The following is a 26861-nucleotide window of genomic DNA, read 5'->3' on the forward strand; positions in this document are numbered from 1 at the left end:
CTTAACGTTCCAAGACGCTTGCAATTTTGTTACTTTCCAAGCAATTGAATGACCGTTCCAATCACAAATATTGCTGTGAAGAATACAAATGAAACGACAAAGCCAATTCCTGAATCGATCGCGTCATTACGCTTCGATTGGACATTTTGTTCAAATTCGTTCACAACTACCCCTCCTATTTCCACTCTAGTATAGACGAATATAGTAGAAAAATCCACTGTTCAATTACCACTGCTGACAAGAGTTGACAACCATATTTTTGCTAAGAAAGGCTACACTATGATTAACGGGATATTCCAATTGCTAATTATTACTCATGGTTACCGCTTCTGATTAAGTATCCTAGGCCTTATTTAGAAGCGTTCATCATAGATTGGAGGGCACTCTTCGAAGAAGTTTGTCCTCTTTACCCCTTGTCAAATGAGCTAAATTTCCATACGATATAGAAAGAATGCTTTGGGAGAGAGGGCACTAATTTTATGAATGCATGGAAAAAGATTGAACAGAAACAATTTTCGCCTGTATATTTATTATACGGAACAGAGAGCTTTTTAATCAATGAGACAAAGCAAAAATTAGTGGCGAATGTGTTAACGAAAGAGGATTTAGATTTTAATTTATCTGTATATGATTTAGAGGAAACCCCAATTGAAGTAGCTTTAGAGGATGCAGAAACAATTCCATTCATTGGAGAGAAAAAGTTAGTTATTCTGCATAATCCCGTATTTTTAACAGCAGAAAAACAGAAAAATAAAATAGAGCATAACGTAAAAAAATTGGAGGCCTATCTACAAACACCTCCATCATATTCGATTGTTGTATTTGCTAGTACATATGAAAAATTAGATGAACGCAAAAAAATAACAAAGCTGCTTAAGAAAACAGCAGAAGTTATTGAAGTGAAAAAGATGGGGGAACCTGAGTTAAAAGTATGGATCAGAGAAAAAACTGCTGAGAATGAAGTGCAAATAGATGAATCAGCAATTGATTTTTTACTCGTTTTGGTTGGATCAGATTTAATGAAGCTAGATACTGAAATTCAAAAATTATCTTTGTTTGCTGCTGATACGAAAAGAATAGATGAGAACATGGTGGAAGATTTGACATCTAGGTCGATTGAACAAAACATCTTTTCTTTAGTAGACAAGGTAGTTCAGCGTAAAATGGACGAAGCGTTTCGAATATATTACGATTTGCGTAAACAAAACGAAGAGCCAATAAAAATACTCGCACTTTTAGCGAGTCAGTTCAGGTTGATTTATCAGGTGAAGGAGCTAATGAAAAGGGGGTATGGACAGCAGCAAATTGCTTCCACATTAAAAACTCATCCATTTCGTGTAAAGCTCGCATCTGGTCAAGCACGTTCTTTTTCGGAAGAAGCGCTAGGAGAAATTATGAATTTGCTCGCTAATAGCGATGAACATCTAAAAACCGGTGCGAGTAGTCGGGATCTTGCACTTGAACTTTTTCTTTTTAAACTTGGGAGCTTGAAAGTGTAAAAAAATAAAAAACGACTCCAAAATGGGGTCGTTTTTTTGTTGCCATATTATGCAGTTGCTTTGCTTAATTTTTTTGCTAGACGTGCTTTTTGACGGTTAGCTGTGTTTTTATGAATTAAGCCTTTTGTTGCAGCTTTGTCTAAGTGTTTGATAGCAACTTTAAACAAATCTTTCGCAGTTTCTTCGTTTTGGTCTACAGCAGTTTCGAATTTCTTAACAGCTGTACGCATAGCAGATTTAACTGCAATGTTTTGTGCGCTTTTTTGTTCGTTGATTCTCACGCGTTTAATAGCTGATTTGATGTTTGGCAATGCATTCACCTCCTGACGAATATCGAGGTTTTATTGTCACTCGAATTTCACGGTTCATTAATAATAAGAACAAGAGATATTTTATCAAACCAGTGAGGAGAATGCAATACAATTTCCCTGAGCAAATAGATTTTTGAATGAAAATAAGCCATTGGGAAAAGCTTGAAAGTAAAGTATTTATATTTAGGAGGCTCTAATAGATGGAAAAGGGTGAATTAGATTTAAGCTCTTACAATGTAAGAACGGACTTAGCATCTGAAGCATTTGAAATGGCACTTGCACAACTAGCTATGAATAAAAGTGATAAAGATATCGTTAAGCATAGAGAAATTGAAGGAGTTATTTTCAAAGAAAAAATGGAAGGGGATGTAAAGATAACTTCCACAGAGATTACGCAAGAGGGTGCCGCTAGATTAGGGAAAAAGCAAGGAAATTATTTAACGATAGAGGTGCAAGGGATAAGAACGCAAGATAGTGTTGTACAACAACAGGCACAGGAAATATTTACGCGAGAATTTAGTTCTTTTTTAGAAATGTGTAATATCCCTAAAACGGCAAGTTGTTTAGTTGTAGGTCTTGGAAACTGGAATGTAACTCCAGATTCGCTGGGACCCCTTGTTTGTGAAAATCTAATCGTAACAAGACATTTATTTGAGCTAGAGCCAGATCATGTAGAGGAGAGTTATAGATCTGTTAGTGCTCTATCCCCAGGTGTGATGGGGATTACGGGGATAGAAACAAGTGATATTATCTTCGGTGTATCCAAAAATTCAAAACCTGATTTTATTATTGCTCTAGATGCGCTTGCATCGCGATCGATCGAGAGAGTGAACTCAACAATCCAAATTTCTGATACGGGCATCCATCCTGGTTCCGGTGTTGGTAATAAACGTAAAGAGATAAGCAAAGAAACATTAGGTGTTCCTGTTATCTCCATAGGTGTACCAACGGTTGTGGATGCAGTAACAATTACTAGTGATACGATCGATTTTTTATTAAAGCATTTCGGCAAGGAACTTGAGGAATCAGGTAGACCTTCGCGATCTCTTGCTCCAGCCGGTCTTACATTTGGTGAGAAACGCAAGTTAACAGATGAGGATTTACCAGAAGAGAAAGAAAGAAAAACTTTTTTGGGTATCGTCGGAACATTAGAAGAAGAGGATAAGCGGAAATTAATTCAAGAAGTTTTAGCCCCCCTTGGTCATAATTTAATGGTCACACCGAAAGAGGTAGATGTTTTCATAGAAGACATGGCAAATTTGCTTGCAACAGGGTTAAATGCGGCTCTTCATTCCGCCGTAGACAAGACAGATGCAGGTTTCAAAACAAGGTAAAATAGCAGTTCTATCAATTTAAAGAAAAGCATATAAATATGCTAGAAGGCAGGTGGCGAGTTTGAGGAATTTCATTGTGAAATGCATGCTATTAATACTTGTATTGTATGCAGGAATTCTAATTGGAATGGAAAAATCCAGTGATGAGAAAAAGCAAAGTAGTTATGAAATTTACTCACTTCAATCACCTAGTCATATAAATGAAAATGATGCCAAAGAAATTGAAGCTACACTGATGAAAAATAATAGAGAGTTGATTGACGAGGAAGAAAAGCTTCAGGTAAATAAAGATAAAGTTAGCTACTTATCTGAGGCCGGAAAGATATTAGCCTCTGTAGTTACAGGAGTAGTAAATAAAGTAATTGATGTTTTAACTAATTTAATTTAAAGAGTTTTTAATAGATCTAATTGTATAAAAAGGCATTACTCTGTCTTAGTTTGATCGTACGGAACGTTTTAGTACATCGATCATGCGAAATGCCTGGAAATATATCTAACTGTAACGTAATAATGTTCACTTGTTTTCTCCCGTTTATGGCCAGTAAACGTTTATCCATTGCTAGTAAGAAACTTCTGACAGCTAGTATAAGTATCGTAACCGCTTGAAATACGCATCGACGGCCAGTAAGCATGGAAAATGATGTATAAGGGATAGAGAAATTTGTTAACCCTAGTTCGTTAAGTGTATACAGAAAGATTATTATGTATGATGAGTGCATCCAAATGGATGTACTTTTTTCTTGTCTAGCTTTTATAACAAAAGTAGAATCGTGGTTAAAAGTTTTGGTTCTAGTCAATGTTTCCTCTATCTTTGTACTTTGGACTAAAGCCGCCACGTCCTGTGACAACGCCTACGCACCTACACGTAAGCTCAGTTTGTACGTCGCTAAACAAACGCTTTCGCTTTTCTATATTTGCTCATTGATTTATTCGCTGATATAATTTAACCTAGCATACATGCGCCGATTAACAGGAGTGAAGAAGATGAATCATGATGAAAAATTAAAAAGACAAGAAAAGATCCGTAACTTTTCGATTATTGCCCATATCGATCATGGGAAATCGACATTAGCAGATAGAATTTTAGAACAGACGAAGGCATTGACTTCACGCGAAATGAAAAGCCAACTGCTTGATTCCATGGATTTGGAACGAGAGCGGGGCATTACTATTAAATTAAATGCGGTTCAATTAACATATCGTGCAAAAGATGGTGAAGATTATATTCTTCATCTAATCGATACACCTGGACACGTAGATTTTACCTATGAGGTTTCTAGGAGTCTTGCTGCTTGTGAGGGGGCAATTCTTGTTGTAGATGCTGCTCAAGGGATTGAAGCGCAAACTTTAGCGAACGTTTATTTAGCATTAGACAATGACTTGGAAATTCTACCTGTCATTAATAAAATTGACTTACCTGCTGCTGAACCAGATCGTGTGAAACAAGAAATTGAAGATGTGATCGGTTTAGATGCCTCAGAAGCGGTCCATGCTTCTGCCAAGGCAGGCATAGGTATCGAAGATATTCTTGAACAAATTGTTGAAAAGGTACCTGCGCCTCAAGGTGATCCAAGTGCACCTTTAAAAGCTTTAATCTTCGACTCGATATATGATGCTTATCGAGGCGTTATCGCATCCATTCGTATAATGGAAGGGACCGTAAAAGTCGGCGATAAAATTAAAATGATGGCCACAGGAAAAGAATTCGAAGTATTAGAGGTTGGTGTACATGCACCAAAACCGGTACTTGTAGATGAATTAACTGTGGGAGATGTTGGTTTTTTAACCGCTGCTATTAAAAAAGTCGGCGATACAACAGTAGGAGATACAATTACTCACGCAAATAATCCTGCAGCGGAACCTTTATCTGGATATAGAAGGATGAATCCTATGGTGTTTTGTGGGCTATATCCAATTGATTCCGCAAAGTTTAATGACTTGAGAGAAGCTTTAGAAAAATTAGAATTAAATGATTCGGCGTTAGAATATGAGCCAGAAACGTCACAAGCGCTAGGTTTCGGATTCCGTTGTGGTTTTCTAGGTCTATTACATATGGAGATCATACAAGAAAGAATTGAACGTGAATTTAAAATAGATTTAATTACAACAGCACCAAGTGTTATTTACAAAGTGTATATGACAGATGGAACGGAACTTTCCGTTGATAATCCATCTAATATGCCTGATCCGCAAAAGATCGATCATGTAGAAGAGCCATATGTAAAAGCATCCATGATGGTTCCGAATGATTATGTTGGAGCAGTGATGGAATTAGCTCAGGATAAGCGAGGGAACTTTGTAGACATGCAATATCTTGACGATATTCGTGTAAATGTCGTCTACGAAATTCCACTTGCTGAGATTGTATATGATTTTTTTGACCAATTAAAATCTAATACAAAGGGTTACGCTTCGTTTGATTATGAACTGATAGGCTATCAACCATCGAATTTAGTGAAGATGGATATTTTACTTAATACAGAAAAAGTGGATGCATTAAGCTTTATTGTCCATCGAGACTTTGCTTATGAACGTGGAAAAACAATTGTAGAAAAGTTGAAAGAGCTTATACCTCGTCAACAATTTGAAGTTCCAGTTCAAGCTGCTATTGGTCAAAAGATCGTGGCAAGATCAACGATCAAATCTATGGGGAAAAACGTATTGGCGAAATGTTATGGTGGAGATATTTCACGGAAGCGTAAATTATTGGAGAAACAAAAAGAAGGTAAAAAACGCATGAAACAAGTTGGTTCCGTTGAAGTCCCACAAGAAGCCTTTATGGCCGTATTGAAAAGAGATGAACCAGGTAAAAATAGCTGAGCTAATCAAGGGAAGTAAAGCCTGATGCATAATCATGCTGCACTTCCCTTTTATTGATAGGATTATTTCTTTCGTCATTCGAGAAGCACATGAAATTCATTATAGTATGTGTTTCAATTTCATAAAGGGATGTGAACAAAATGAAAGCAGCATATATCCATATTCCTTTCTGTGAGCATATTTGTCATTATTGTGACTTTAATAAAGTGTTTCTTCAAGGACAACCAGTGGACGAATATATTAGTTTATTAAAAAAGGAATTTGAAATAGCAACTACGCAACATCCATTCGACCAATTAGAGACAATCTTTGTTGGTGGTGGAACGCCAACTGCTTTAAATGAAATGCAATTGGAAGCTCTTTGTAAGGGGATAGTAGAGTATTTACCAATCATGCCTAATGGAGAATTTACATTTGAAGCAAATCCAGGGGATATGTCTGTTGAAAAATTACAAATCCTAGCTGATCATGGTGTGAATCGTTTAAGTTTCGGTGTCCAAGCTTTTAATGATGAATTATTAGCGAAAATAGGTAGGGCACACCGTGTGAAAGATGTGTATACAACAATTGAAAAAGCTCAAAAACTTGGGTTTTCGAATATTAGTATAGATTTAATTTATGCCTTACCAACACAAACTACAGCGGATTTCAAAGCAACATTATCTGAAGCCCTTGCTTTAGATCTCCCTCATTACTCTGGTTATTCTTTGATTGTGGAGCCTAAAACTGTTTTCTACAATTTAAAGAGAAAAGGCAAATTGCACTTGCCTGGTGAAGACACAGAAACAGAGATGTTCACAATATTAATGGAGGAAATGGAGAAAAAGGGATTGAGGCAATATGAAATCAGTAATTTCTCTGAACCAGGTTTTGAAAGTAAACATAATTTAATATATTGGAATAACGAGGAGTACTTTGGATTTGGAGCAGGTGCTCATGGATATATAAATAAGAAAAGATATTCCAACGCAGGTCCAATAAAAAAATACATGGATCCACTAAAAGATGGAGAGCTCCCAATTTTTGAGGAGAACCAAGTAACGAAGAAAGAAATGATGGAAGAAGAGATGTTCCTTGGATTAAGAAAAACAGTTGGTGTAGAGTTAGAACATTTTAAAGAAAAATATGGTGAAAGTCTTTTAGATGTTTTTAAATCGTCTATTTCGGAAATGGAAAGAAGAGAGCTTTTAATTAAGGAAGAAGGTTACCTACGTCTGACGGAGAAAGGCCGTTTTCTTGGTAATGAAGTATTTCAATCATTTCTTCTCTGACCTCTGATGCTTAATATATGTTTGTAGTGAGTAAAACCGTTGACAGCAACCATACATTTTGTTATTTTTATTATAGATTTAGCACTCAGGTGAATAGAGTGCTAACAGAGGTGATAAATGTTGTTAACGGATCGTCAACTACTTATACTTCAGGTAATTATTGATGACTTTATCCAATCTGCTCAACCCGTTGGCTCACGAAGCCTTTCCGAAAAACAAGGGATACTTTTAAGTTCAGCAACAATTAGAAATGAAATGGCTGAATTAGAAGCTTTGGGATTTATTGAAAAAACACATACTTCTTCTGGGCGAGTTCCTTCTGAAAAAGGGTATCGCTATTATGTGGATCATTTATTATCGCCACATGCGCTACACGCTGATGACATCAATAAAATCCATTCCGTTTTTGCAGAGAGAATTTATGAGTTGGAGAACATTGTTCAAAATTCAGCAAGGATATTGTCGGAGCTGACTAATTATACAGCTATATTGCTTGGCCCTGCAGTCAAAGAAAATAGATTAAGAAAACTGCAAATCGTCCCACTTAATCAAGAGTCGGCAGTTGCGATAATTATTACAGATACGGGCCATGTCGAGAATCGAATCTTTACGCTTCCGGCAAATATTGTACCTGAAGAAATCGAAAAGCTTGTTAATATATTAAATCATAAGCTAAAAGGTATCCCGATCTCTGAACTTCAGGATACAATGCTTAAAGAAGTTGCAGATCTTTTACGGCAAAATATACAGGAATATGATTATATACTGAAGACAATTACGGAAACGGTGAATATACCACTAGCAGAAAAACTATTTTTTGCTGGAAAAATGAATATGTTGAATCAACCTGAATTCCATAATATTGATAAAGTTCGTGGATTATTGGATATGATAGAACAAGAACAGGGAATATATGAATTATTCAAGCACATACCTAGTGGGATACATGTTAAAATCGGTAAAGAAAATAATCATTCAATAATGGAAAATTGCAGCCTGATTACGGCAACATATTCTATTGGACAGGAACCGGTTGGTACAATTGCCATTTTGGGGCCAACAAGAATGGAATATTCACGAGTCATTACGTTGCTTGATTTTTTAAGCAAAGATATGAGTCTAGCTCTATCTAGGTTATACCAACAATAAAACTTTGGAACATATCGCTCTATAGTTAGCGTTCCTGCCCTAGTCTTTCATGTATAGTATTTAGCTCAAGCATCCACCCATAAGTCAATCTACTTGTGGATGGATAACTAGGGCTAGAGGTCTTAGTATTTTAAGGAGGTGAAGTCATGATAGATGAAACGAAGGTTACATCCGAACAAGCGCATGATACAGATGAGGAGTCAATTGCAACTACTGAAGAAGAAATTCTAGAGGAAGTAGAAGTTGTTGAAGATGAGGCTGATATCACTGAAAGCGAATCTGATGAATCGAATCAGAAAATTGCAGAGCTTGAAGCAAAACTAGCAGAATCAGAAAGCCGTTACTTGCGCTTGTATGCGGATTTTGAAAATTTCCGCCGTCGTTCCCAACTTGACAGGGAAGCGGGTGAAAAATATAGAGCACAAAATTTAGTAACAAACCTTTTGCCAGCAATCGATAATTTCGAGCGAGCAATGCAAGTGGATCTTGATAATGAACAGGCGAAATCGTTACTTACTGGTGTAGAAATGGTTTATCGCGGTATCATCGATGCGTTAAAACAAGAAGGTGCAGAGCAGATTGAAGCTGTAGGAGAAGAGTTTGATCCAAATCTCCACCAAGCTGTAATGCAAACAGAAGAGGAACAATATGGACCTAATATTGTTGTCGAAGAGTTCCAAAAAGGGTATAAATTAAAAGATCGTGTTATCAGACCGTCAATGGTTAAAGTAAATAAATAATAGTTTACATATTATAGGAGGTACATGAACATGAGTAAAATTATTGGTATTGATTTAGGTACTACCAACTCTTGTGTGGCAGTGCTTGAAGGTGGAGAAGCGAAAGTTATCCCTAATCCAGAAGGTAACCGCACAACGCCTTCCGTCATTGCATTTAAAAATGGAGAGCGTCAAGTAGGGGAAGTTGCAAAGCGCCAAGCAATTACTAACCCAAATACTATTATGTCTATCAAGCGTCATATGGGAACTACCCATACAGAAGAAATTGAAGGAAAAGAATATTCCCCACAGGAACTTTCTGCGATTATTCTTCAATATTTAAAATCATATGCTGAAGATTATCTAGGTGAAAAAGTGGACAAAGCTGTTATTACTGTTCCTGCATACTTCAACGATGCAGAGCGTCAAGCTACGAGAGATGCTGGAATCATTGCTGGCCTTGAAGTGGAGCGTATTATTAACGAGCCAACAGCAGCTGCATTAGCATACGGTCTTGATAAAACAGATGAAGATCAAACAATTTTAGTGTATGACCTTGGCGGCGGAACATTTGACGTCTCTATTATGGAACTTGGTGACGGAGTATTTGAAGTGCTTGCAACAGCAGGTGATAACCGTCTTGGTGGAGATGACTTTGACGAGAAAATTATTGATTATCTTGTTCAAGAATTCAAAAAAGAAAATGGCATTGATCTTTCTAAAGATAAAATGGCTCTACAACGTTTAAAAGATGCTGCTGAAAAAGCAAAAAAAGATCTTTCTGGTGTAACATCTACACAAATTTCATTACCGTTTATTACAGCTGGTGAAGCTGGACCTCTTCATATGGAAATATCATTGACTCGCGCTAAGTTTGATGAATTGACTTCAGAACTAGTTGAGAGAACAATGGCACCAACTCGCCAGGCACTAAAAGATTCAGGTAAATCGGCATCAGAAATAGATAAAGTTATTCTTGTTGGTGGTTCAACACGTATCCCGGCGGTACAAGAAGCTATTCATAAAGAAACTGGCCAAGATCCACATAAAGGCGTTAACCCTGATGAAGTAGTTGCAATGGGTGCATCTATTCAAGGGGGAGTCCTTACTGGAGATGTGAAAGACGTAGTACTTCTAGACGTTACTCCACTTTCACTAGGAATTGAAACAATGGGTGGAGTATTTACAAAACTTATTGATCGTAATACAACAATTCCAACATCGAAAGCACAGGTTTTCTCAACAGCTGCAGATAGTCAAACAGCGGTTGATATCCATGTATTGCAAGGAGAACGCCCGATGGCGACAGATAATAAAACGCTTGGCCGTTTCCAATTAGCTGATATTCCTCCTGCACCACGTGGCGTGCCACAAATCGAAGTGAAATTTGATATTGACAAGAACGGGATTGTTAATGTAAGTGCAAAAGATATGGGCACTGGTAAAGAGCAAAATATTACGATTAAGTCTTCTTCTGGTCTATCTGATGAAGAAGTAGAGCGTATGGTAAAAGAAGCAGAAGAAAACGCTGAAGCTGATAAAAAACGTCAAGAAGAAGTAGAACTTAGAAATGAAGCAGACCAATTAGTTTTCACTACTGAAAAAACGTTGAAAGATCTTGAAGGAAAAGTCGACGAAGAAGAAGTGAAAAAAGCAGAAGAAGCGAAAGATGCTTTGAAAGCTGCAATTGAGAAAAACGAACTTGAGGAAATCCGTGAAAAGAAAGATGCTCTTCAAGAAATCGTGCAAAATCTATCTATGAAGCTATATGAGGAAGCTGCGAAACAAGCAGAAGCACAGCAAGGTGCTGAAGGCGGAAACGCAGATGATAATGTTGTTGACGCTGAGTTCGAAGAAGTAGAAGACGACAAAGAAACGAAGTAAGCATATATGGTGACACATTGGCTAAACTGGCAATTGGCGAAGTCAATGTGTCCCACCAATGCGGATCTAAAAGTCAAAGCCTGTCATAAACGGCTTTGACTTTTCTTATGTAGGTATTTGTTTCTTTCAATCCTTATGTCCGATGTGTTAAAATATACGTTATGTGAAAAGATTCGGGAGTGTGTAGAGATGAGTAAACGAGATTATTATGAAGTGTTAGGTGTAACAGAGGGTGCATCAAAAGATGAGATTAAAAAAGCATATAGGCGTCTTTCTAAAAAGTACCATCCAGATATTAATAAAGAACCTGGAGCAGATGAGAAATTTAAAGAGCTTACAGAAGCATATGAAGTACTGAATGATGATCAAAAACGTGCTCAATATGATCAATTCGGACATCAGGGACCTCAAGGTTTTGGCGGTGGTTCGGACTTTGGTGGCGGCTTCGGCGGGTTTGAAGATATATTCAGTACTTTTTTCGGTGGCGGTGGGCGACGTGACCCTAATGCGCCGAGACAAGGGGCAGATCTCCAATACACGATGTCTATGACATTTGAAGAAGCTGTTTTTGGTAAAGATACGACAATTGAAATACCGAGAGAAGAAACTTGTGAAACTTGCGATGGTAGCGGTGCGAAACCTGGCACATCACCTGAAACATGTTCACATTGTAATGGTAGCGGTCAATTGAATGTAGAACAAAATACGCCTTTTGGCCGCATTGTTAATCGACGAGCTTGTAATTATTGTCAAGGAACAGGAAAAATAATTAAAGAAAAATGCCGCACATGCGGTGGAGATGGCACAGTAAAAAAACGTAAAAAAATCAATGTCAAAATACCTCAAGGTGTCGATGACGGACAGCAAATGAGAGTTGCGGGGCAAGGGGAGCCTGGAATGAATGGTGGGCCTTCTGGCGATCTTTATGTAGTATTCCAAGTACGCGATCATGAGTTTTTCGAACGTGATGGAGATGATATTTACTGTGAGATGCCAATTACATTTGTTCAAGCGGCACTTGGAGATGAGATTGAAGTTCCTACTTTATATGGAAAAGTAAAATTGAAAATTCCAGCAGGTACACAAACAGGTACTAGATTCCGTTTGCGCGGTAAAGGTGTGAAGAATGTCAGAGGGTATGGTGTTGGTGATCAACATATCCTAGTGAAAACTATTACACCAACTAAATTAACGGAACAACAGAAGCAAATGCTTCGCGATTTTGCTGATGTAAGTGGTAATGTCCCAGATGAACAACATGAAAGTTTCTTTGATAAAGTAAAGCGAGCTTTTAAAAGTGAGTAATTATGATTGGGGTCTAATGTAATGAAATGGACTGAAATAAGCATTCATACAACAAATGAGGCAGTGGAACCTATCTCCAATCTTCTTCATGAAAATGGAGCAAGTGGGGTTGTAATTGAAGATCCAGCTGAATTGTTTAAGGAACGCGAAGATGTATTTGGCGAAATTTACGAATTGAACCCAGCTGACTATCCCGATGAGGGTGTAGTAATTAAAGCTTATTTGCCTGTCAACAGTTTTATTGTGGATACGATTGATGCGATTAAGCAAGAAATTACGGATCTAGCAAATTTTAATATAGATATTGGCAATAATCGGGTAACAACGGCAGAAGTAAATGAAGAAGATTGGGCAACTGCATGGAAAAAGTATTATAACCCAGTGAAAATATCGGAAACTTTTACAATTGTGCCGACATGGGAAGAATATGTGCCAAGTACAAAAGAAGAATTAATAATTGAACTTGATCCAGGTATGGCGTTTGGGACAGGAACACATCCAACAACTGTAATGTGCATCCAAGCATTAGAGAGGACAGTAAAAAAGGATGACTTTGTTGTAGATGTTGGCACAGGCTCAGGGGTGTTAAGTATTGCTGCCGCTTTATTGGGAGCGAGCAATGTAACCGCGCTAGATTTAGATGAAGTGGCGGTAAAATCGGCGCAGGAGAACGTAGAATTAAATAGATTAGCTGAACGAATAACAGTGAAAAAAAGCGATTTACTTCATGGGCTCGATGAGCAAGCTGATGTAGTTGTAGCCAACATTCTAGCAGAAGTTATTATGAAATTAACTAAAGACGCTGCAAAAACAGTGAAGAAAAATGGTTATTTTATTACCTCTGGAATTATTCAGCAGAAAAAGCTAGAAGTGAGAGAAGCGATTGTCGTTGCTGGTTTTGAAGTAGAAGAGACGCTTGTCATGGAAGATTGGGTTGCATTTATAGCAAGAAGGAAATAATGAGGTGGCATGATGCAACGTTATTTTATTAATGAACCTTTTGTAAATCAAAAAAGGATAGAAATTACTGGGGATGATTATCACCATATTGTTCGTGTTATGCGAATGAAAATGGGAGATGAAATTTTAATTGTCACTAATGATGGAAAAGTCGCGACAGCTAGCATTGAGCAAGTAACAGATGTATCTGTCGAAGCTAGTGTTACCTCTTGGGAAGAAGAATCAAAAGAATTACCCGTTCAAATTGTTATTGCGAGCGGGCTGCCAAAAGGGGATAAATTGGAATGGATCATTCAAAAGGGAACGGAACTGGGTGCTTCTGAGTTTGTCCCTTTCATTGCTGGCCGCTCCATTGTAAAATGGGAAGAGAAAAAAGCTGTTAAAAAACTAGAACGTTGGAACAAGATCGCGAAAGAAGCTGCAGAACAATCTCACCGGCAAATCCTGCCCTCCGTACATGCGCCGTTGTCTTTCAAAGAACTGATTCAATTAGGCGAGCAATGTGAACGAAAAATAGTTGCTTATGAAGAAGTAGCAAAGTATGGCGAGCAAAGCAATTTTGCTGAAGCCTTAAATAAGACCGAACCAGGAAATAAAGTGTTACTTGTGTTCGGGCCTGAAGGCGGGATGACAGAAAAAGAAGCGAATGAACTACATGCTCATGGGTTTATATTATGCGGTCTTGGTCCAAGGATTTTGAGAACGGAAACGGCGCCTTTATACGCATTGGCTGCTATTTCCTACCATTTTGAATTAATGAGGTGATCTTATGTCTCTTGTTGCATTTCATACATTAGGTTGTAAAGTGAACCATTATGAAACAGAAGCAATATGGCAATTATTTAAGAATAACGGTTATGATCGAGTGGAATTTGAAGCTAGGGCGGATGTTTATGTAATAAATACTTGTACTGTCACAAATACAGGTGACAAGAAAAGTCGTCAGGTGATTCGTCGTGCTATCCGGAGTAATCCGGATGCTGTAATATGTGTAACAGGATGTTACGCGCAAACATCTCCAGCAGAGATTATGGCAATTCCGGGGGTGGATGTAGTTGTCGGCACGCAAGATCGTGTGAAAATGCTCGAGTATATAGAGCAATTCAAGCAGGAAAGACAGCCGATTAATGGCGTCGGCAATATTATGAAAAACCGTGTGTATGAAGAACTTGACGTTCCAGCTTTCACGGATCGAACACGCGCCTCTTTGAAAATCCAAGAAGGTTGCAATAACTTCTGTACATTTTGTATCATTCCTTGGGCTCGAGGCTTAATGCGTTCTCGGGATCCGAAAGAAGTGATTCATCAAGCTCAGCAATTAGTTGATGCTGGATACATGGAAATTGTTCTTACTGGTATTCATACAGGTGGATACGGGGAAGATATGAAGGATTATAATTTGGCTGCGCTTCTACGTGATTTAGAAGAGCAAGTTCATGGATTAAAAAGAATCCGTATTTCGTCCATCGAAGCAAGTCAGTTAACGGACGAAGTAATTGATGTAATCGACAAATCAAACCTTGTCGTTAGGCATCTGCATATTCCTCTGCAATCTGGTTCTAATACTGTATTGAAAAGAATGCGACGTAAATACACGATGGAATTTTTCGCGGAACGTTTGCAATTGCTTAAAAAAGCATTGCCTGGGCTCGCTGTTACATCTGATGTAATTGTTGGGTTTCCAGGTGAGACAGAAGAAGAATTTATGGAAACATACAACTTTATTAAAGAACATCAATTTTCTGAGTTACACGTGTTCCCTTACTCCAAACGAACTGGAACGCCTGCAGCGAGGATGACAGATCAGGTAGATGAGAATGTTAAAAATGACCGTGTGCACCGTCTGATCGCATTGTCTGATCAATTAGCGAAGCAATACGCATCTCGTTTTGAAAATGAAGTGCTAGAAGTTATTCCTGAAGAAGCATATAAAGAAAATCCAGATAGCGGTTTATACGAAGGTTATACAGATAATTACCTAAAAGTAGTTTTTCCAGCAACAGAAGATATGGTTGGGAAACTTGTAAAAGTAAAAATTACAAAAGCAGGATATCCTTATAACGAAGGTCAATTTGTCCGGGTGATGGATATCGCACAAGAGCCGAAATCACTAGTTATCTAAGAATCGTGTAAGCACGTGCACGTAGAAGAATAAATATAGCAAATGAGACTGCAGTAACCAATAGCTGCAGTCTTATTTTGCTTAAATTGTATTTTTACATGCGAAGCAGATGAACCGATAAATCTGGTTCAGTGATTTATAAAATCAGCACAAAAAAATATAAAATATTCCAACGCTTGTAACGGAGCGTAAATGGTCCGTAAATAACAGAATAAAGATGTAATTTATGAAAAAGATAACAGCATAGTAACACTTATAAGCATGCTTTTTTACTTTATACCTAAGAATGATAAAATATATATGTACACATTCATTCGTAAACAGAAGGGAGACTTTTCAATGTCACAAAACATAGCTCGAATGATCGATCATACGTTATTAAAAGCAGATGCAACTCAGGATAACATAAAAATATTATGTAAAGAAGCACAAGAGTATCATTTTGCTTCTGTTTGCGTTAATCCAACTTGGGTTGAGTATGCGAGTAGTTTATTAAAAGAAACAGATGTAAAAATATGTACGGTGATCGGTTTTCCGTTAGGGGCTAATACACCGGAAACAAAAGCTTTTGAAACGAAAAATGCCATTGAGAATGGTGCACATGAAATTGATATGGTATTAAATATTGGTGCTTTAAAAAGCGGTAACGAAGAACTAGCCAAGAGAGACATTACTGCTGTTTGTGCAGCTGCAAAAGGTAAAGCGCTAGTAAAAGTTATTATTGAAACATGTCTTTTAACGGATGAAGAAAAAAGACAAGCCTGCAAATTTGCAAAGGAAGCAGGTGCTGACTTTGTAAAAACATCAACTGGATTTTCAACTGGTGGCGCAACGATTGAAGATGTTGCTCTAATGCGAAAAACAGTAGGGCAAGATCTAGGTGTGAAGGCATCCGGAGGAGTTCGCAACCTTGAAGATGTAGAAAAAATGATTGAAGCTGGTGCAACAAGAATCGGCGCAAGCTCTGGTGTGGCAATTGTACAAGGCTTAGCTGGAGAAACTGATTATTGATCATAAAGGCTCATGGTATCTTTTTGCCGTGAATGATCATAATAAATTTCCCGAATTGATTAGCGAATGGTAGCACGATTAAGGAACAAGTAACATTAAATAGCACACTAGCATGTGCAAGCTGAATATCAGGAGAAGTCGTAAGTAAACTGCTTATATTTGATAGGGCTGGAATGAGAGGCAAAAACAATAAAGCTCCGCCTATATTAAGCCACATATGAGCATATGCCGTGAGTCGAGCTTCGCGCCCAGCTCCGATGCCAGCAAGAAGAGCAGTAGTACAAGTACCAATGTTTGAACCGAGCATGATTGCGATGCCTGTTTCAAATGGAAACAGCCCTGCTGCAAGAAAGCTCATGGCAATGCCTGTCATTACAGTGCTCGATTGAATGAGACCTGTAAGAATAATTCCAGTACTAAAAGCGATCAATGCATTGTTACTCATTAAAAGAATAAGATTTTGTATATAGTCGATTTCTGCTAGGGGGCCTGACAACCATTCAAAGCCATTCATGGCCGCAAAAATAATGCCTATACCAAGTAAGATGAAACCACTACTTTTTACTTTAGCTCCTCGAAGAAACTGCATTATAGTACCAGTTATGAGTAGCGGTATTATAATATTTGACATATCAAAAGATAGAAATTCGAGGGTAACAGTTGTCCCAATATTTGTCCCGAGAATAATACCTATCGTTTGTGGGAAGGACAGGATACGAGTTGCGACCAGTCCTACAGCAATCACGGTTACAGCTGAACTACTTTGAAGAATTATGGTCATTATAATGCCTGCGAATAGTCCTTTTATGGGTGTCCCTGTTATTTCGCGAAGCCAATTTTCCATCGCACTGCCTGATAAATTATATAAGCCAATTCTCATCCATGTCATACCTAGCAAAAAGCAAGCCGCTAAAACGATAAAAAATAATATATATAGCATGTCCTTCACCTCAGTAAATCATATGAATTTTAGTCATTAGACATGCAGAATATAAGAAAATCTCTTGTTCTTGCAATAAAGATTGTTGACCTGCTAATAGGCTTATATTATAATTGCAAAGTACATGGGTTTCCATGTATGAACATGTTATCGCTATGTTCGGAGGGAGGGAAAGAGAGATGTCAAAAACTGTCGTTCGAAAAAACGAATCACTTGAAGATGCTCTTCGCCGCTTCAAACGTACTGTATCCAAAAGTGGAACAATACAAGAAATTAGAAAGCGCGAGTTTTATGAAAAACCGAGTGTGAAACGTAAAAAGAAATCTGAAGCTGCTAGAAAGCGCAAGTTCTAAAAGAGGGTGCACAAATGAGTCTTCTTGAGCGTTTAAATGAAGATATGAAATATGCGATGAAAAACAAAGAAAAAGAAAAGCTCTCTGTCGTTCGAATGTTAAAAGCAGCCATGCAAAATGAATCTATTAAGCTTGGCAAGCAAGTTTTATCGGAAGAAGATGAGTTGACAGTCCTTTCTCGCGAAGTAAAGCAACGCAAAGACTCCCTCCAGGAATTTGAAAACGCAGGTCGTGAAGATCTTGTTCATAAAATTCAAACTGAACTTGCTTATGTAGATTATTATTTACCTAATCAAATTACTGAGGCAGAAGTGGAAGCTGTAGTCCTCGAGACAATTGCAGAAACTGGAGCATCAACAAAAATTGATATGGGAAAAGTGATGACTGTACTAATGCCGAAAGTTAAAGGCAAGGCAGACGGATCTCTAGTAAGTAGCCTTGTACAAAGGCATCTATCATAATTAGCAGTTAACAAGCCGGTAAGCACACGCTTATCGGCTTTTTCACATTTATAAATGAAGAGTAATAATGAGTGTTTTAGATGGAAATCAGCTATAATAATGTTAATGTATCAAAATTAATTGAAACCTTTACATCTTTTGAACGTAATACTAATACATATATTTCGAGAGAGGAGGGGGTCGAATGAGAAAACTATTGGTTGTCATCTGTATACTCGCAGCAGGCTTAATATCCTTGTTGCCGGTTCAAGCTAGTGGTGATGAAGCTAATGTATATGTAATACCGATTAAAGATGATGTTGAAAAAGGATTGAATGCATATCTTGATAGGGCAATAAGAACTGCAGAGGAAAATAATGCTGATTTAATTATATTCGATATGAATACGCCAGGTGGTGCAGTAGATGCAGCACGAGATATTGGAAACCGCATTACTAAAACTGATGTGAAAACTGTCACATTTGTTAACTCTTGGGCTATTTCTGCAGGCTCGTATATTGCTTTGCACACAGATGAGATTTATATGACTCCTAATGCTGTTATGGGCGCGTCTGCAGTTATTAACCAACAAGGGAACACTGCTGGTGAAAAAGCAGAAAGTATGTGGCTTGCAGCAATGGAGGCTGCTGCGAAGCAAAGTGGCCGTGATCCTGATATTGCTAAAGCAATGGCAAAAGGCGATATAGATTTACCGGAATTGAAAGCAAAGGGAGATTTATTAACATTAAGTTCTGATCAGGCTTTAAAAGTAGGATATTCAGAAGGTACTGTAAAGAATATGGACGAATTGCTCGAAAGGCTTGGATACCCTGATGCTAATTTTCAAACTGTTAAATCAACATTTGCGGAATCATTCGCAAGACTTATCACCAACCCAGTCGTGGTTCCAATCCTATTATCCATTGCAAGTCTTGGTCTAGTATTAGAATTATATTCCCCAGGATTTGGTTTGCCAGGTGGAATGGGAATTAGTGCACTGCTTCTATTCTTTTATGGACATTATGCTGCAGGTCTAGCAGGATACGAATCAATGATTCTGTTCATTCTCGGGGTTATTCTTATTGTAGCAGAGTTTTTTCTCCCAGGAGGAATTGCCGGGCTTCTTGGGGTGGTGGCAGTCATCGGCAGTATATTAATGGCTGGTGGAAATGTAGTCCATATGGCAATTTCTATCATTATCGCCTTATTTTTAGCTTCGGTATCAATCATTATAATGGTAAAGGTGTTTGGTAAACGTATGAATATATTCAAACGACTCATTTTAACTGATTCAACAAGCACAGAAAGTGGCTATGTTTCAAATGTCAATCGACTAGAGTTGATTGGGCGTGAAGGAATTACAGTGACAGCTCTTAGGCCATCTGGTACAGTTAACGTAGACGATGAACGACTTGATGTTGTAGCAGAAGGTGGTTTTATTGAAAAAGATATAGCAGTTAAAGTTGTAAAGGTAGAAGGCTCTCGCATTGTTGTTCGCGAAATATAATAGATTTGCCTTGATATAAAGGAGGAAATGAGTATGGTTATAGGTCCGGAAACAGTTTTTTTATTAGTAGCAATTGTAATTGGCATTATTGTCCTAGCGGTACTATTTACATTTGTACCAGTTGGACTGTGGATTTCTGCGATTTCAGCAGGTGTTAGAGTGGGGATATTTTCCCTGATTGGAATGAGATTAAGAAGAGTTATTCCTAATCGTGTGATCAACCCACTTATTAAAGCGCATAAAGCTGGAATTAATGTTTCAACCCCTCAATTGGAAAGTCATTATTTAGCAGGTGGTAATGTAGACAGGGTTGTCAATGCGCTTATTGCGGCTCAACGTGCGAATATTGCATTAACATTTGAACGTGCAGCTGCTATTGACCTTGCAGGTCGTGATGTGCTTGAAGCTGTTCAAATGAGTGTTAACCCTAAGGTTATTGAAACACCGTTTATCGCAGGTGTGGCAATGGATGGGATTGAAGTGAAAGCAAAAGCACGAATCACAGTTCGGGCTAACATTGAACGTCTTGTCGGTGGTGCTGGAGAAGACACAGTCATCGCGCGTGTAGGTGAAGGGGTCATTTCAACGATCGGTTCTAGTGATACACACAAAAAAGTACTTGAGAACCCAGATTCTATCTCCCGCACAGTCCTGTCGAAAGGACTTGATGCTGGTACAGCTTTCGAAATTCTCTCGATCGATATTGCAGATGTGGACATCGGTAAAAACATTGGGGCTCAATTGCAAACAGATCAAGCGGAAGCAGATAAGAAGATTGCTCAAGCAAAAGCAGAAGAAAGAAGAGCAATGGCTGTTGCTAATGAGCAGGAGATGAAGGCGAAAGTAGAAGAAATGAGAGCAAAAGTGGTTGAAGCGGAAGCGGAAGTACCACAAGCGATGGCAGAAGCATTAAAAGCAGGAAATTTAGGTGTAATGGACTATTTCTCTTTACAAAATATTGATGCTGATACAGATATGCGCGATTCCATTGGTCGTATGACAAAAACGGATAAAGACAATAAATTAGAGTAAAAATTTATTTAAGCGAAGAAAGGGGGTAACTCCTTTGGAACAATTTTTACTGTTTCTTATCATTGGAATTATAAGCTTGGTTCTTAATAGGAAGAAAGAAAAACCTTCAGAACAGCAGCAACGTCCGGTACAAAGAAAGCAGACGGCTCAACCGGTGCATAGGCACGAAGAACAGCGTAGAGATATTGCTCGTTCACCTGTGGCTCCTGTAACACAAGCTGAGCCTACTCCATCTAAAAGATTGGAGGAAGTGGCAGAGGCCATGTTTACTAAAGCAAAACCGAAAATTAAAAGTAAACAGGAAGAAATGACACTACAAATGGAAGAATTGAAGAAGAAAGAAGAAGCCCATCGTTTAAAAGTTGCGCAGGTTCAAGTAGTTCATTCAAGTAATTTGGATGAAAAACGAAAAGAAGGTATGTCAGCTTTCCAATCTAAGGATATTTTAAATGGAATTATAATGGCAGAGGTTTTAGGAGCTCCACGTTCCAAGAAACCATATCGTCGAAGATATTAAGCTAATATGTAAATATATGTGATGAAACCCTCTTTCCCCTCATACATATGAGAGGAAAGGGGGTTCTTTTTTATGGCCAAAAAGTGGACTCATCGCTTGCGAAAATGGGTGACAACAAGAATGGACCTTCCTGAGGACGTCATGATGGATTTACCACGGGTGACAATGGTCGGTCAACTGCATATTTATATAGAAAATCACAAAGGCCTCCTTACCTTTACTGATAGTGAGCTGCGGCTGTTGCTAAAACAAGGGCAGTTGCTTATTAAAGGTGATTCATTCGTAATTAAAACGATTCTGCCAGAAGAATTATTATTGGAAGGAAAAATAGAAGAAGTTCTTTATTTAAATGAATAGGAGATGAGTCGGTTGAAAAATCATTGGTTTACATTCTTTTCTGGCAGGATTTTAGTAAAAGCACAAGGAGATGGATTAGAGCTTTTAATTAATAAACTTGCTCGCTCGAATGTCTTCTTGTGGAAATTAAAAAAGAAAACGAATAAAGAGCTCATATTTTATATTTCACTATATGATTTACATACTTTGAGGAAAATTGCTCGCGAATTTGACTGTCAAATTTCCTTTATGCGTGGAGAAGGCATGCCATTTTTATGGAAGCGAACTAAAAAAAATAGTGGATTTGTTTTAGGTCTCCTCCTTTCCTTTATCTTAGTACTGTTCTTGTCTAATGTCACTTGGGGTATTGAAATTGAGGGGGCTAACCCTGAAACAGAGTATAAAATTCGCAAAGAATTAGATGCAATTGGTGTGAAAGTTGGAGCCTTGCACTTTTTAAATAATGATCCTAAAAAGATACAAAAAGAGCTATCAAATAGGATTGAGAATCTAACTTGGATTGGTGTAAACTTAAAAGGGACAACCTTTCATTTTAAAGTGGTTCAAAAGACGGAACCAGAACTAAAAGATGAAAAAAGTCCAGGTCATCTTGTGGCTAAGAAAAAAGCAATTATTTCACATATGTTCGTTGAAAAAGGAAAAGCGCTCGTAAAAATCAATCAATACGTGGAAAAGGGTCAACTACTTGTCTCTGGTACGATTGGAACGGAAGAAAAAGAGGTGAATGTTCCAGCTGAAGGCGAAGTATGGGGGCTCACCTGGTATAATTCAAAAGTAGAGTTTCCGTTAGAGTCTTCCTTTCAAGTATATAGTGGTAAAGAAAAAAGGGTCCATTCCTTAACAGTAGGTAAGTTAAATATACCTGTGTGGGGATTTGGAAAGATCGATTTCAAGGACTATGATATAGAAAAAGAAGATCATTCTTTGCATTTTTTAGGGTGGGAACTCCCTGTAAAGTATATAGAGAAAACACTTCGAGATAAAGAAGAAATTCAACGATCATTAACGAACAAGGAAGCGAAAGAAGCTGCGAAAGAATTAGCAAGGAAAGACTTGAGAATAAATATTCCTGAAGATGCCACTCTGGATAAAGAATATATTTTGCATGAAGAAGTAGAGAATGGTAAAGTTAAACTATCAATAAACTTCCAAGTGGTTGAAAATATTGCGGAAGAAAAAGCAATTATTCAAGGAGACTAGCGCATGACAGAAGAATTAGATTCTCAAAAAATTGAGTTAGAAAATGCTGATGAGGCATTCACTTTATTTGGAAATGCAGATGTTAATTTGAAATTGTTAGAAAAAGAATTTGATGTAGCGATTGTAACCCGTGGAGAAACAGTGAACATCACTGGGGAGACATCCTCGGTTATTATGACATTAGAGACATTGAAACAGTTAATTCGTGTTATTCGAAATGGAATCCATATTAATGAACGTGATGTAGTGTATGCTGTGCAATTGGCCAAGCAGGATAAGATAGAATACTTTTCTGAGTTGTTCGAAGAAGAGATTGCTCGTAACATAAAAGGGAAAGCAATTCGCATCAAAACATTAGGACAACGCCAATATATTGATGCAATTAAAAAGAAAGACCTTGTATTTGGGGTTGGACCAGCTGGTACTGGGAAAACCTACCTTGCAGTTGTTATGGCAGTGAATGCTTTGAAGAAAAATCAAATCAGTAAAATCATTTTGACTAGACCAGCTGTCGAAGCTGGTGAAAGTCTTGGGTTTTTACCGGGAGATCTAAAGGAAAAGGTTGATCCATATTTACGTCCGTTATATGATGCTCTTCATGATGTCCTTGGAGCTGAACATACCCAAAGACTTATTGAAAGAGAGACAATAGAGATTGCCCCGCTCGCATATATGAGGGGGAGGACTTTAGATGATGCTTTTGTTATTTTAGACGAAGCGCAAAATACTACACAAGCACAAATGAAGATGTTTCTAACTAGACTTGGATTCGGATCGAAAATGGTGATAACAGGAGATTCTACACAAGTTGACTTACCTAAAGGTGCAAGATCAGGCCTAGTTGCAGCTGAGTCGATTTTAAATGGCGTATCCGGTGTTTCTTTTATTCACCTAACCCATAATGATGTAGTACGGCATCCTCTTGTAGCACGCATTATTGAAGCATACGAGCGGATTGACAAAATACCCGGACAATGAGCTCCGGGTATTTCTATGCTTTTTAAAAAATGTAAAAATACGGATGTATTCTGTAGAAAAAACTGCTATCATCTAACATAAGTGAATTATTTCGGTAATGATGGGAGTAGGGGGAGTTAGATGGATTTCCAACAATATATAAGTAAAATCCGAAAAATATTAAATTATAAAGTATTTACTTCAATTATCTACGGTGTATTAGCAATCTTATTGTTTGGAGTTTTGTATCATAATGTTAAACCTATCACGTACGATATGGAACTATTTTCGATAGCGGAAAATACCATTCGTGCACCTAAAACAGTGGAAGATGAAGACAAAACGCAAGAAGAAAAAGAAAACGCTGCCGAAGAAGTAGAAAGCGTTTATGTAATGAAAAAGGAAATGGCTCAAAATAGAGTATTGTTATTAACATCCATATTCGATTTTGTTAAAGATACGAATCATGAGCTTGATCAAGTAAAAGAGGGGAAAAAACAAACTAAAGAGGATCCTGTTGCTACCATTGAGCCAAGATTAAAATTATTAAAGACTAAATTAACAGAAAATGTTTCTGAAGATATTACGGATTCTATTTCTGTTGAAACGTTAACTGCTTTATTGCAGGCCGATATATCTGTGCTTGAAAATACAAAAGAAACCTTAATTTCTAATGTAGAACAATTAATGAATGAAAGAATCCGTGAAGAACAGCTTGCAAAAATGAAAGAACGATTCGTGGATCAAATGAAAACTGCGAAATTTCCCGCTTCAGTCGAAGAGGCGGCATTACAATTAGGTCAATACGCTATCGTACCCAATGATTTATTCGATGCGGAACTTACAGAAGAGAGAAAAAAACAAGCGATGCAAGATGTAGAGCCTGTAAAGATTCTACAAGGACAAATTATTGTTCAAGAGGGTCACTTAATTGACAGGGAAACATATAGACAATTAGAAATGTTAGGTTTACTAAAAAGTAATCCTACACCAAAACCTTTAATTGGACTGGCTATCTTCGTCGTTATAGCAATTGGAACGTTATATATTCATTTTTCCAGAGTACAAGAAACAGAAGAGAAAAAACAAAATTATTTGTTACTAGTTAGTTTAATTTTTATTTGCTCTTTAATAATTATGAAAATAATTGGGCTAATGGAAGATGTAAATCTATATGAAATCGCTTATATCTTTCCTGCTGCTATGGCTCCGATGCTAATAAAAATTTTAATTAATGAGCGTTTTGCACTCATTATGACTATTTTAATGGCTGCTTGCGGAAGTATTGTCTTTCATGATGGTATTTCCGGTACGATAGATGTGGAAATTGCCGTGTATATATTATTTAGTGGTTTAGCAGGCGTGTTATTTTTATCTGGGCGAAATGAAAGAACCCAAATTTTACGTGCAGGATTATTTATCTCTGTAGTAAATATATTACTTGTTTTTTTCTTGCAATTAATTGGGAGTGGACAATTCACCTTAATAGAATATACTTATTACGTTTTATTTGCAGTGGTATCAGGCCTTGTATCAGCCATTTTGACGATTGGTCTTCTTCCTTTTTTCGAGGCAGGCTTTGGTATGTTGTCAACCATCAGATTAATTGAGCTTTCAAGTCCAAACCACCCGCTATTAAAAAAAATATTGACAGAAGCACCCGGAACATATCATCATAGTGTGATGGTCGCCAATCTAGCGGAATCAGCATGTGAAGTAATTGGCGCAAATGGGTTACTAGCCAGGGTCGCTTGCTATTATCACGATGTAGGAAAAACAAAGAGGCCACACTTCTTTATAGAGAATCAAATAAATATTGAAAACCCGCATGATCGCCTTCCGCCTGATACAAGTAAAGATATTATAATAGCACATGTTACTGATGGAGCAGCAGAATTAAAAAAGCATAAGATGCCAAAAGAAATTATTGATATTGCAGAACAACACCACGGAACAACTCTATTGAAATTTTTCTTTTTTAAAGCTAAAGAGGAAAATGAGAATGTGAGTGAAAAAGACTTTAGATATCCAGGCCCTAAACCCCAAACAAAAGAGGCGGCTATAATAAGCCTTGCTGACAGTGTGGAAGCGGCTGTTCGTTCTATGAATCAACCGACATCTGAAGAAATCCGGGCATTAGTACAAAATATTTCTCAAGACCGACTAGTGGATAGACAGTTTAACGAATGCGATCTTACATTAAAGGAAATAGAATTGGTAAATAAGACATTTTGCGAGATATTAAATGGAATATTTCATTCGAGAATAGAGTATCCTGATTTTAAGCAAAAAAAGGTGGTGAATGGTAATGCTACAAATTGATATTATCGATGAAACGGATAAGCTAGATAAAGAACATGTGAAAATGATAGAAGGAATTTTAAATTACGCTGCACAAAAAGAGGGTGTAGAAGAAGATAGTGAAGTATCTGTAACGATTGTAACGAATTCAGAAATACAAGAAATTAATAAAATGTACCGTGGGAAAGACGAACCAACGGATGTTATCTCATTCGCTATGGAGGAGCTTGGTGAGGGAGAAATAATCATCAAGGGAGAAGGGATTCCTCGTATGCTAGGAGACATTATTATTTCTATAGAAAGAGCAGAAGAGCAAGCTGATATGTATGAACATACTTTCATCCGCGAACTTGGATTCCTAGCTGTTCATGGATTATTACATTTATTAGGGTATGATCATATAAATAAGGAAGATGAAAAGAAAATGTTTTCTAGGCAAAAAATGATTCTTGACGGTTATGGCCTTGAAAGATAAACAAACTTTATTTGGACGTCGGCTTGCAGCTTCTTTCAAATATGCTTTTCAAGGTTTAAAACATGTGATAATTCATGAAAGAAACTTTCGTATTCACATGATAATCGCCATTCTTATTATTATAATAGCTAATTACCTTAATATTAGTAGATTAGAGTGGCTTTTTATTATTATATCTATTTTTGGGGTTTTGGTACTTGAGCTTGTTAATTCAGCTGTAGAACGTGTAGTTGATCTTATTACACTTGACATAAATCCATTGGCAAAACAGGCGAAAGACATTGCTGCCACAGCAGTGCTTCTATATGCGATCATGGCTGCTATCATTGGTTTGATCATATTAGGACCAAAACTTTTAGCTTTGTGGTAAAAATTACATGTTTTATACAGAGATTCT

General features: G+C 37.5%; 28 protein-coding genes. 24 read left to right on the forward strand and 4 right to left on the reverse strand.

The genetic code is table 11. From position 1 onward, the window contains the following. Positions 1-29: 29 nt before the first annotated feature. Complete coding sequence (locus tag BLE01S_RS20300) at positions 30-164, reverse strand: YqzM family protein (RefSeq protein ID WP_082788572.1); 135 nt, start codon at positions 162-164, stop codon at positions 30-32. 315 nt (positions 165-479) lie between these two features. On the opposite strand from BLE01S_RS20300, the gene holA reads away from it, so the two are divergent. Next, complete coding sequence (gene holA / locus BLE01S_RS03515; protein WP_066137353.1) at positions 480-1499, forward strand: DNA polymerase III subunit delta; 1020 nt, start codon at positions 480-482, stop codon at positions 1497-1499. A 47-nt stretch (positions 1500-1546) separates the two neighbouring features. Here the strand turns inward: holA and rpsT are convergent, their stop codons facing one another. After that, positions 1547-1810 carry a 30S ribosomal protein S20 gene (gene rpsT / locus BLE01S_RS03520; RefSeq protein WP_066137355.1) on the reverse strand — a complete coding sequence of 88 codons (264 nt, stop codon included), beginning with the start codon at positions 1808-1810 and terminating at the stop codon, positions 1547-1549. 200 nt (positions 1811-2010) lie between these two features. On the opposite strand from rpsT, the gene gpr reads away from it, so the two are divergent. Further along, entirely contained in the window at positions 2011-3144 is a 1134-nt protein-coding gene (gene gpr, locus BLE01S_RS03525; protein ID WP_066137357.1) for a GPR endopeptidase, read from the forward strand. 61 nt (positions 3145-3205) lie between these two features. After that, complete coding sequence (locus BLE01S_RS03530; RefSeq protein WP_066137359.1) at positions 3206-3532, forward strand: DUF3679 domain-containing protein; 327 nt, start codon at positions 3206-3208, stop codon at positions 3530-3532. A gap of 16 nt (positions 3533-3548) precedes the next feature. On the opposite strand, the gene BLE01S_RS03535 is transcribed toward BLE01S_RS03530, so the two are convergent. Further along, positions 3549-3992, reverse strand: coding sequence for a hypothetical protein (locus BLE01S_RS03535; RefSeq protein WP_066137361.1), 444 nt, complete (start codon positions 3990-3992; stop codon positions 3549-3551). Positions 3993-4128: 136 nt separating this feature from the next. On the opposite strand from BLE01S_RS03535, the gene lepA reads away from it, so the two are divergent. The 10 genes from lepA to deoC all read left to right on the forward strand — a co-directional run bounded on the left by lepA (position 4129) and on the right by deoC (position 16385). Next, entirely contained in the window at positions 4129-5964 is a 1836-nt protein-coding gene (lepA, locus tag BLE01S_RS03540; RefSeq protein WP_066137363.1) for a translation elongation factor 4, read from the forward strand. A gap of 140 nt (positions 5965-6104) precedes the next feature. Then, the gene (hemW, locus tag BLE01S_RS03545; protein WP_066137364.1) at positions 6105-7235 is read left to right on the forward strand and encodes a radical SAM family heme chaperone HemW; all 1131 of its coding nucleotides are present in this window, start codon (positions 6105-6107) and stop codon (positions 7233-7235) included. Between the two features lie 120 nt (positions 7236-7355). Beyond that, complete coding sequence (gene hrcA, locus BLE01S_RS03550; protein WP_066140834.1) at positions 7356-8384, forward strand: heat-inducible transcriptional repressor HrcA; 1029 nt, start codon at positions 7356-7358, stop codon at positions 8382-8384. Positions 8385-8530: 146 nt separating this feature from the next. After that, the gene (gene grpE / locus BLE01S_RS03555; protein WP_066137366.1) at positions 8531-9124 is read left to right on the forward strand and encodes a nucleotide exchange factor GrpE; all 594 of its coding nucleotides are present in this window, start codon (positions 8531-8533) and stop codon (positions 9122-9124) included. Between the two features lie 30 nt (positions 9125-9154). Further along, positions 9155-10987, forward strand: a complete 1833-nt coding sequence (gene dnaK, locus BLE01S_RS03560; protein WP_066137368.1) for a molecular chaperone DnaK — start codon at positions 9155-9157, stop codon at positions 10985-10987. 189 nt (positions 10988-11176) lie between these two features. After that, positions 11177-12292 carry a molecular chaperone DnaJ gene (gene dnaJ, locus BLE01S_RS03565; RefSeq protein WP_066137370.1) on the forward strand — a complete coding sequence of 372 codons (1116 nt, stop codon included), beginning with the start codon at positions 11177-11179 and terminating at the stop codon, positions 12290-12292. A 21-nt stretch (positions 12293-12313) separates the two neighbouring features. Beyond that, entirely contained in the window at positions 12314-13252 is a 939-nt protein-coding gene (gene prmA, locus BLE01S_RS03570) for a 50S ribosomal protein L11 methyltransferase (RefSeq protein WP_066137372.1), read from the forward strand. Between the two features lie 12 nt (positions 13253-13264). Continuing rightward, positions 13265-14017: a 16S rRNA (uracil(1498)-N(3))-methyltransferase gene (locus tag BLE01S_RS03575; protein ID WP_066137373.1), complete on the forward strand. Its 753-nt coding sequence runs from the start codon at positions 13265-13267 to the stop codon at positions 14015-14017. Between the two features lie 4 nt (positions 14018-14021). Continuing rightward, positions 14022-15374, forward strand: coding sequence for a tRNA (N(6)-L-threonylcarbamoyladenosine(37)-C(2))-methylthiotransferase MtaB (mtaB, locus tag BLE01S_RS03580; protein ID WP_066137375.1), 1353 nt, complete (start codon positions 14022-14024; stop codon positions 15372-15374). 339 nt (positions 15375-15713) lie between these two features. After that, positions 15714-16385 carry a deoxyribose-phosphate aldolase gene (gene deoC / locus BLE01S_RS03585; RefSeq protein ID WP_066137376.1) on the forward strand — a complete coding sequence of 224 codons (672 nt, stop codon included), beginning with the start codon at positions 15714-15716 and terminating at the stop codon, positions 16383-16385. Positions 16386-16395: 10 nt separating this feature from the next. Here deoC and BLE01S_RS03590 read toward each other — a convergent pair whose 3' ends face one another. Then, a complete protein-coding gene (locus BLE01S_RS03590) occupies positions 16396-17325 on the reverse strand; it encodes a Na/Pi symporter (protein ID WP_066137378.1) in 930 nt (309 codons plus the stop codon). A gap of 179 nt (positions 17326-17504) precedes the next feature. Between BLE01S_RS03590 and rpsU the strand changes: the two genes are divergently transcribed. The 11 genes from rpsU (at position 17505) to BLE01S_RS03645 (ending at position 26834) form a co-directional block, all read left to right on the forward strand. Further along, a complete protein-coding gene (gene rpsU, locus BLE01S_RS03595) occupies positions 17505-17678 on the forward strand; it encodes a 30S ribosomal protein S21 (RefSeq protein WP_017380145.1) in 174 nt (57 codons plus the stop codon). A 14-nt stretch (positions 17679-17692) separates the two neighbouring features. Continuing rightward, positions 17693-18139: a GatB/YqeY domain-containing protein gene (locus BLE01S_RS03600; protein ID WP_066137380.1), complete on the forward strand. Its 447-nt coding sequence runs from the start codon at positions 17693-17695 to the stop codon at positions 18137-18139. 184 nt (positions 18140-18323) lie between these two features. Continuing rightward, positions 18324-19625: an NfeD family protein gene (locus BLE01S_RS03605; protein ID WP_066137382.1), complete on the forward strand. Its 1302-nt coding sequence runs from the start codon at positions 18324-18326 to the stop codon at positions 19623-19625. A 33-nt stretch (positions 19626-19658) separates the two neighbouring features. Then, positions 19659-20657 carry a flotillin-like protein FloA gene (floA, locus tag BLE01S_RS03610; protein ID WP_066137384.1) on the forward strand — a complete coding sequence of 333 codons (999 nt, stop codon included), beginning with the start codon at positions 19659-19661 and terminating at the stop codon, positions 20655-20657. 34 nt (positions 20658-20691) lie between these two features. Next, entirely contained in the window at positions 20692-21174 is a 483-nt protein-coding gene (locus tag BLE01S_RS03615; protein ID WP_066137386.1) for a YqfB family membrane protein, read from the forward strand. A 72-nt stretch (positions 21175-21246) separates the two neighbouring features. Further along, positions 21247-21531: a sporulation protein YqfC gene (gene yqfC / locus BLE01S_RS03620; RefSeq protein ID WP_066137388.1), complete on the forward strand. Its 285-nt coding sequence runs from the start codon at positions 21247-21249 to the stop codon at positions 21529-21531. Between the two features lie 3 nt (positions 21532-21534). After that, entirely contained in the window at positions 21535-22731 is a 1197-nt protein-coding gene (gene yqfD / locus BLE01S_RS03625) for a sporulation protein YqfD (protein ID WP_326255679.1), read from the forward strand. Between the two features lie 3 nt (positions 22732-22734). After that, entirely contained in the window at positions 22735-23709 is a 975-nt protein-coding gene (locus BLE01S_RS03630; protein WP_066137391.1) for a PhoH family protein, read from the forward strand. A 120-nt stretch (positions 23710-23829) separates the two neighbouring features. Further along, the gene (locus BLE01S_RS03635) at positions 23830-26010 is read left to right on the forward strand and encodes an HD family phosphohydrolase (RefSeq protein WP_066137393.1); all 2181 of its coding nucleotides are present in this window, start codon (positions 23830-23832) and stop codon (positions 26008-26010) included. Then, complete coding sequence (ybeY, locus tag BLE01S_RS03640) at positions 25997-26464, forward strand: rRNA maturation RNase YbeY (protein WP_066137395.1); 468 nt, start codon at positions 25997-25999, stop codon at positions 26462-26464. Before BLE01S_RS03635 ends, ybeY begins: the two co-directional genes overlap by 14 nt. After that, a complete protein-coding gene (locus tag BLE01S_RS03645; RefSeq protein WP_231955912.1) occupies positions 26454-26834 on the forward strand; it encodes a diacylglycerol kinase family protein in 381 nt (126 codons plus the stop codon). The genes ybeY and BLE01S_RS03645 overlap by 11 nt, the downstream gene beginning before the upstream one ends. Positions 26835-26861 lie beyond the last annotated feature (27 nt).

Origin of the sequence: Lederbergia lenta NBRC 16444, assembly GCF_001591545.1 — a bacterium.
Lineage (GTDB): Bacteria > Bacillota > Bacilli > Bacillales > Bacillaceae_C > Lederbergia > Lederbergia lenta.

What these genes read in the sequence shown, in the direction of transcription:
- BLE01S_RS03600 (WP_066137380.1), top strand. Translation starts at nt 17,693, where the DNA reads ATGAGTCTTCTTGAGCGTTTAAATGAAGATATGAAATATGCGATGAAA.
- hemW (WP_066137364.1), top strand. Translation starts at nt 6,105, where the DNA reads ATGAAAGCAGCATATATCCATATTCCTTTCTGTGAGCATATTTGTCAT.
- rpsU (WP_017380145.1), top strand. Translation starts at nt 17,505, where the DNA reads ATGTCAAAAACTGTCGTTCGAAAAAACGAATCACTTGAAGATGCTCTT.
- deoC (WP_066137376.1), top strand. Translation starts at nt 15,714, where the DNA reads ATGTCACAAAACATAGCTCGAATGATCGATCATACGTTATTAAAAGCA.
- dnaK (WP_066137368.1), top strand. Translation starts at nt 9,155, where the DNA reads ATGAGTAAAATTATTGGTATTGATTTAGGTACTACCAACTCTTGTGTG.
- holA (WP_066137353.1), top strand. Translation starts at nt 480, where the DNA reads ATGAATGCATGGAAAAAGATTGAACAGAAACAATTTTCGCCTGTATAT.
- floA (WP_066137384.1), top strand. Translation starts at nt 19,659, where the DNA reads ATGGTTATAGGTCCGGAAACAGTTTTTTTATTAGTAGCAATTGTAATT.
- yqfD (WP_326255679.1), top strand. Translation starts at nt 21,535, where the DNA reads ATGAGTCGGTTGAAAAATCATTGGTTTACATTCTTTTCTGGCAGGATT.
- grpE (WP_066137366.1), top strand. Translation starts at nt 8,531, where the DNA reads ATGATAGATGAAACGAAGGTTACATCCGAACAAGCGCATGATACAGAT.
- lepA (WP_066137363.1), top strand. Translation starts at nt 4,129, where the DNA reads ATGAATCATGATGAAAAATTAAAAAGACAAGAAAAGATCCGTAACTTT.
- gpr (WP_066137357.1), top strand. Translation starts at nt 2,011, where the DNA reads ATGGAAAAGGGTGAATTAGATTTAAGCTCTTACAATGTAAGAACGGAC.
- ybeY (WP_066137395.1), top strand. Translation starts at nt 25,997, where the DNA reads ATGCTACAAATTGATATTATCGATGAAACGGATAAGCTAGATAAAGAA.
- BLE01S_RS03630 (WP_066137391.1), top strand. Translation starts at nt 22,735, where the DNA reads ATGACAGAAGAATTAGATTCTCAAAAAATTGAGTTAGAAAATGCTGAT.
- mtaB (WP_066137375.1), top strand. Translation starts at nt 14,022, where the DNA reads ATGTCTCTTGTTGCATTTCATACATTAGGTTGTAAAGTGAACCATTAT.
- BLE01S_RS03590 (WP_066137378.1), bottom strand. Translation starts at nt 17,325, where the DNA reads ATGCTATATATATTATTTTTTATCGTTTTAGCGGCTTGCTTTTTGCTA.
- BLE01S_RS03635 (WP_066137393.1), top strand. Translation starts at nt 23,830, where the DNA reads ATGGATTTCCAACAATATATAAGTAAAATCCGAAAAATATTAAATTAT.
- BLE01S_RS03605 (WP_066137382.1), top strand. Translation starts at nt 18,324, where the DNA reads ATGAGAAAACTATTGGTTGTCATCTGTATACTCGCAGCAGGCTTAATA.
- yqfC (WP_066137388.1), top strand. Translation starts at nt 21,247, where the DNA reads ATGGCCAAAAAGTGGACTCATCGCTTGCGAAAATGGGTGACAACAAGA.
- dnaJ (WP_066137370.1), top strand. Translation starts at nt 11,177, where the DNA reads ATGAGTAAACGAGATTATTATGAAGTGTTAGGTGTAACAGAGGGTGCA.
- prmA (WP_066137372.1), top strand. Translation starts at nt 12,314, where the DNA reads ATGAAATGGACTGAAATAAGCATTCATACAACAAATGAGGCAGTGGAA.
- BLE01S_RS03575 (WP_066137373.1), top strand. Translation starts at nt 13,265, where the DNA reads ATGCAACGTTATTTTATTAATGAACCTTTTGTAAATCAAAAAAGGATA.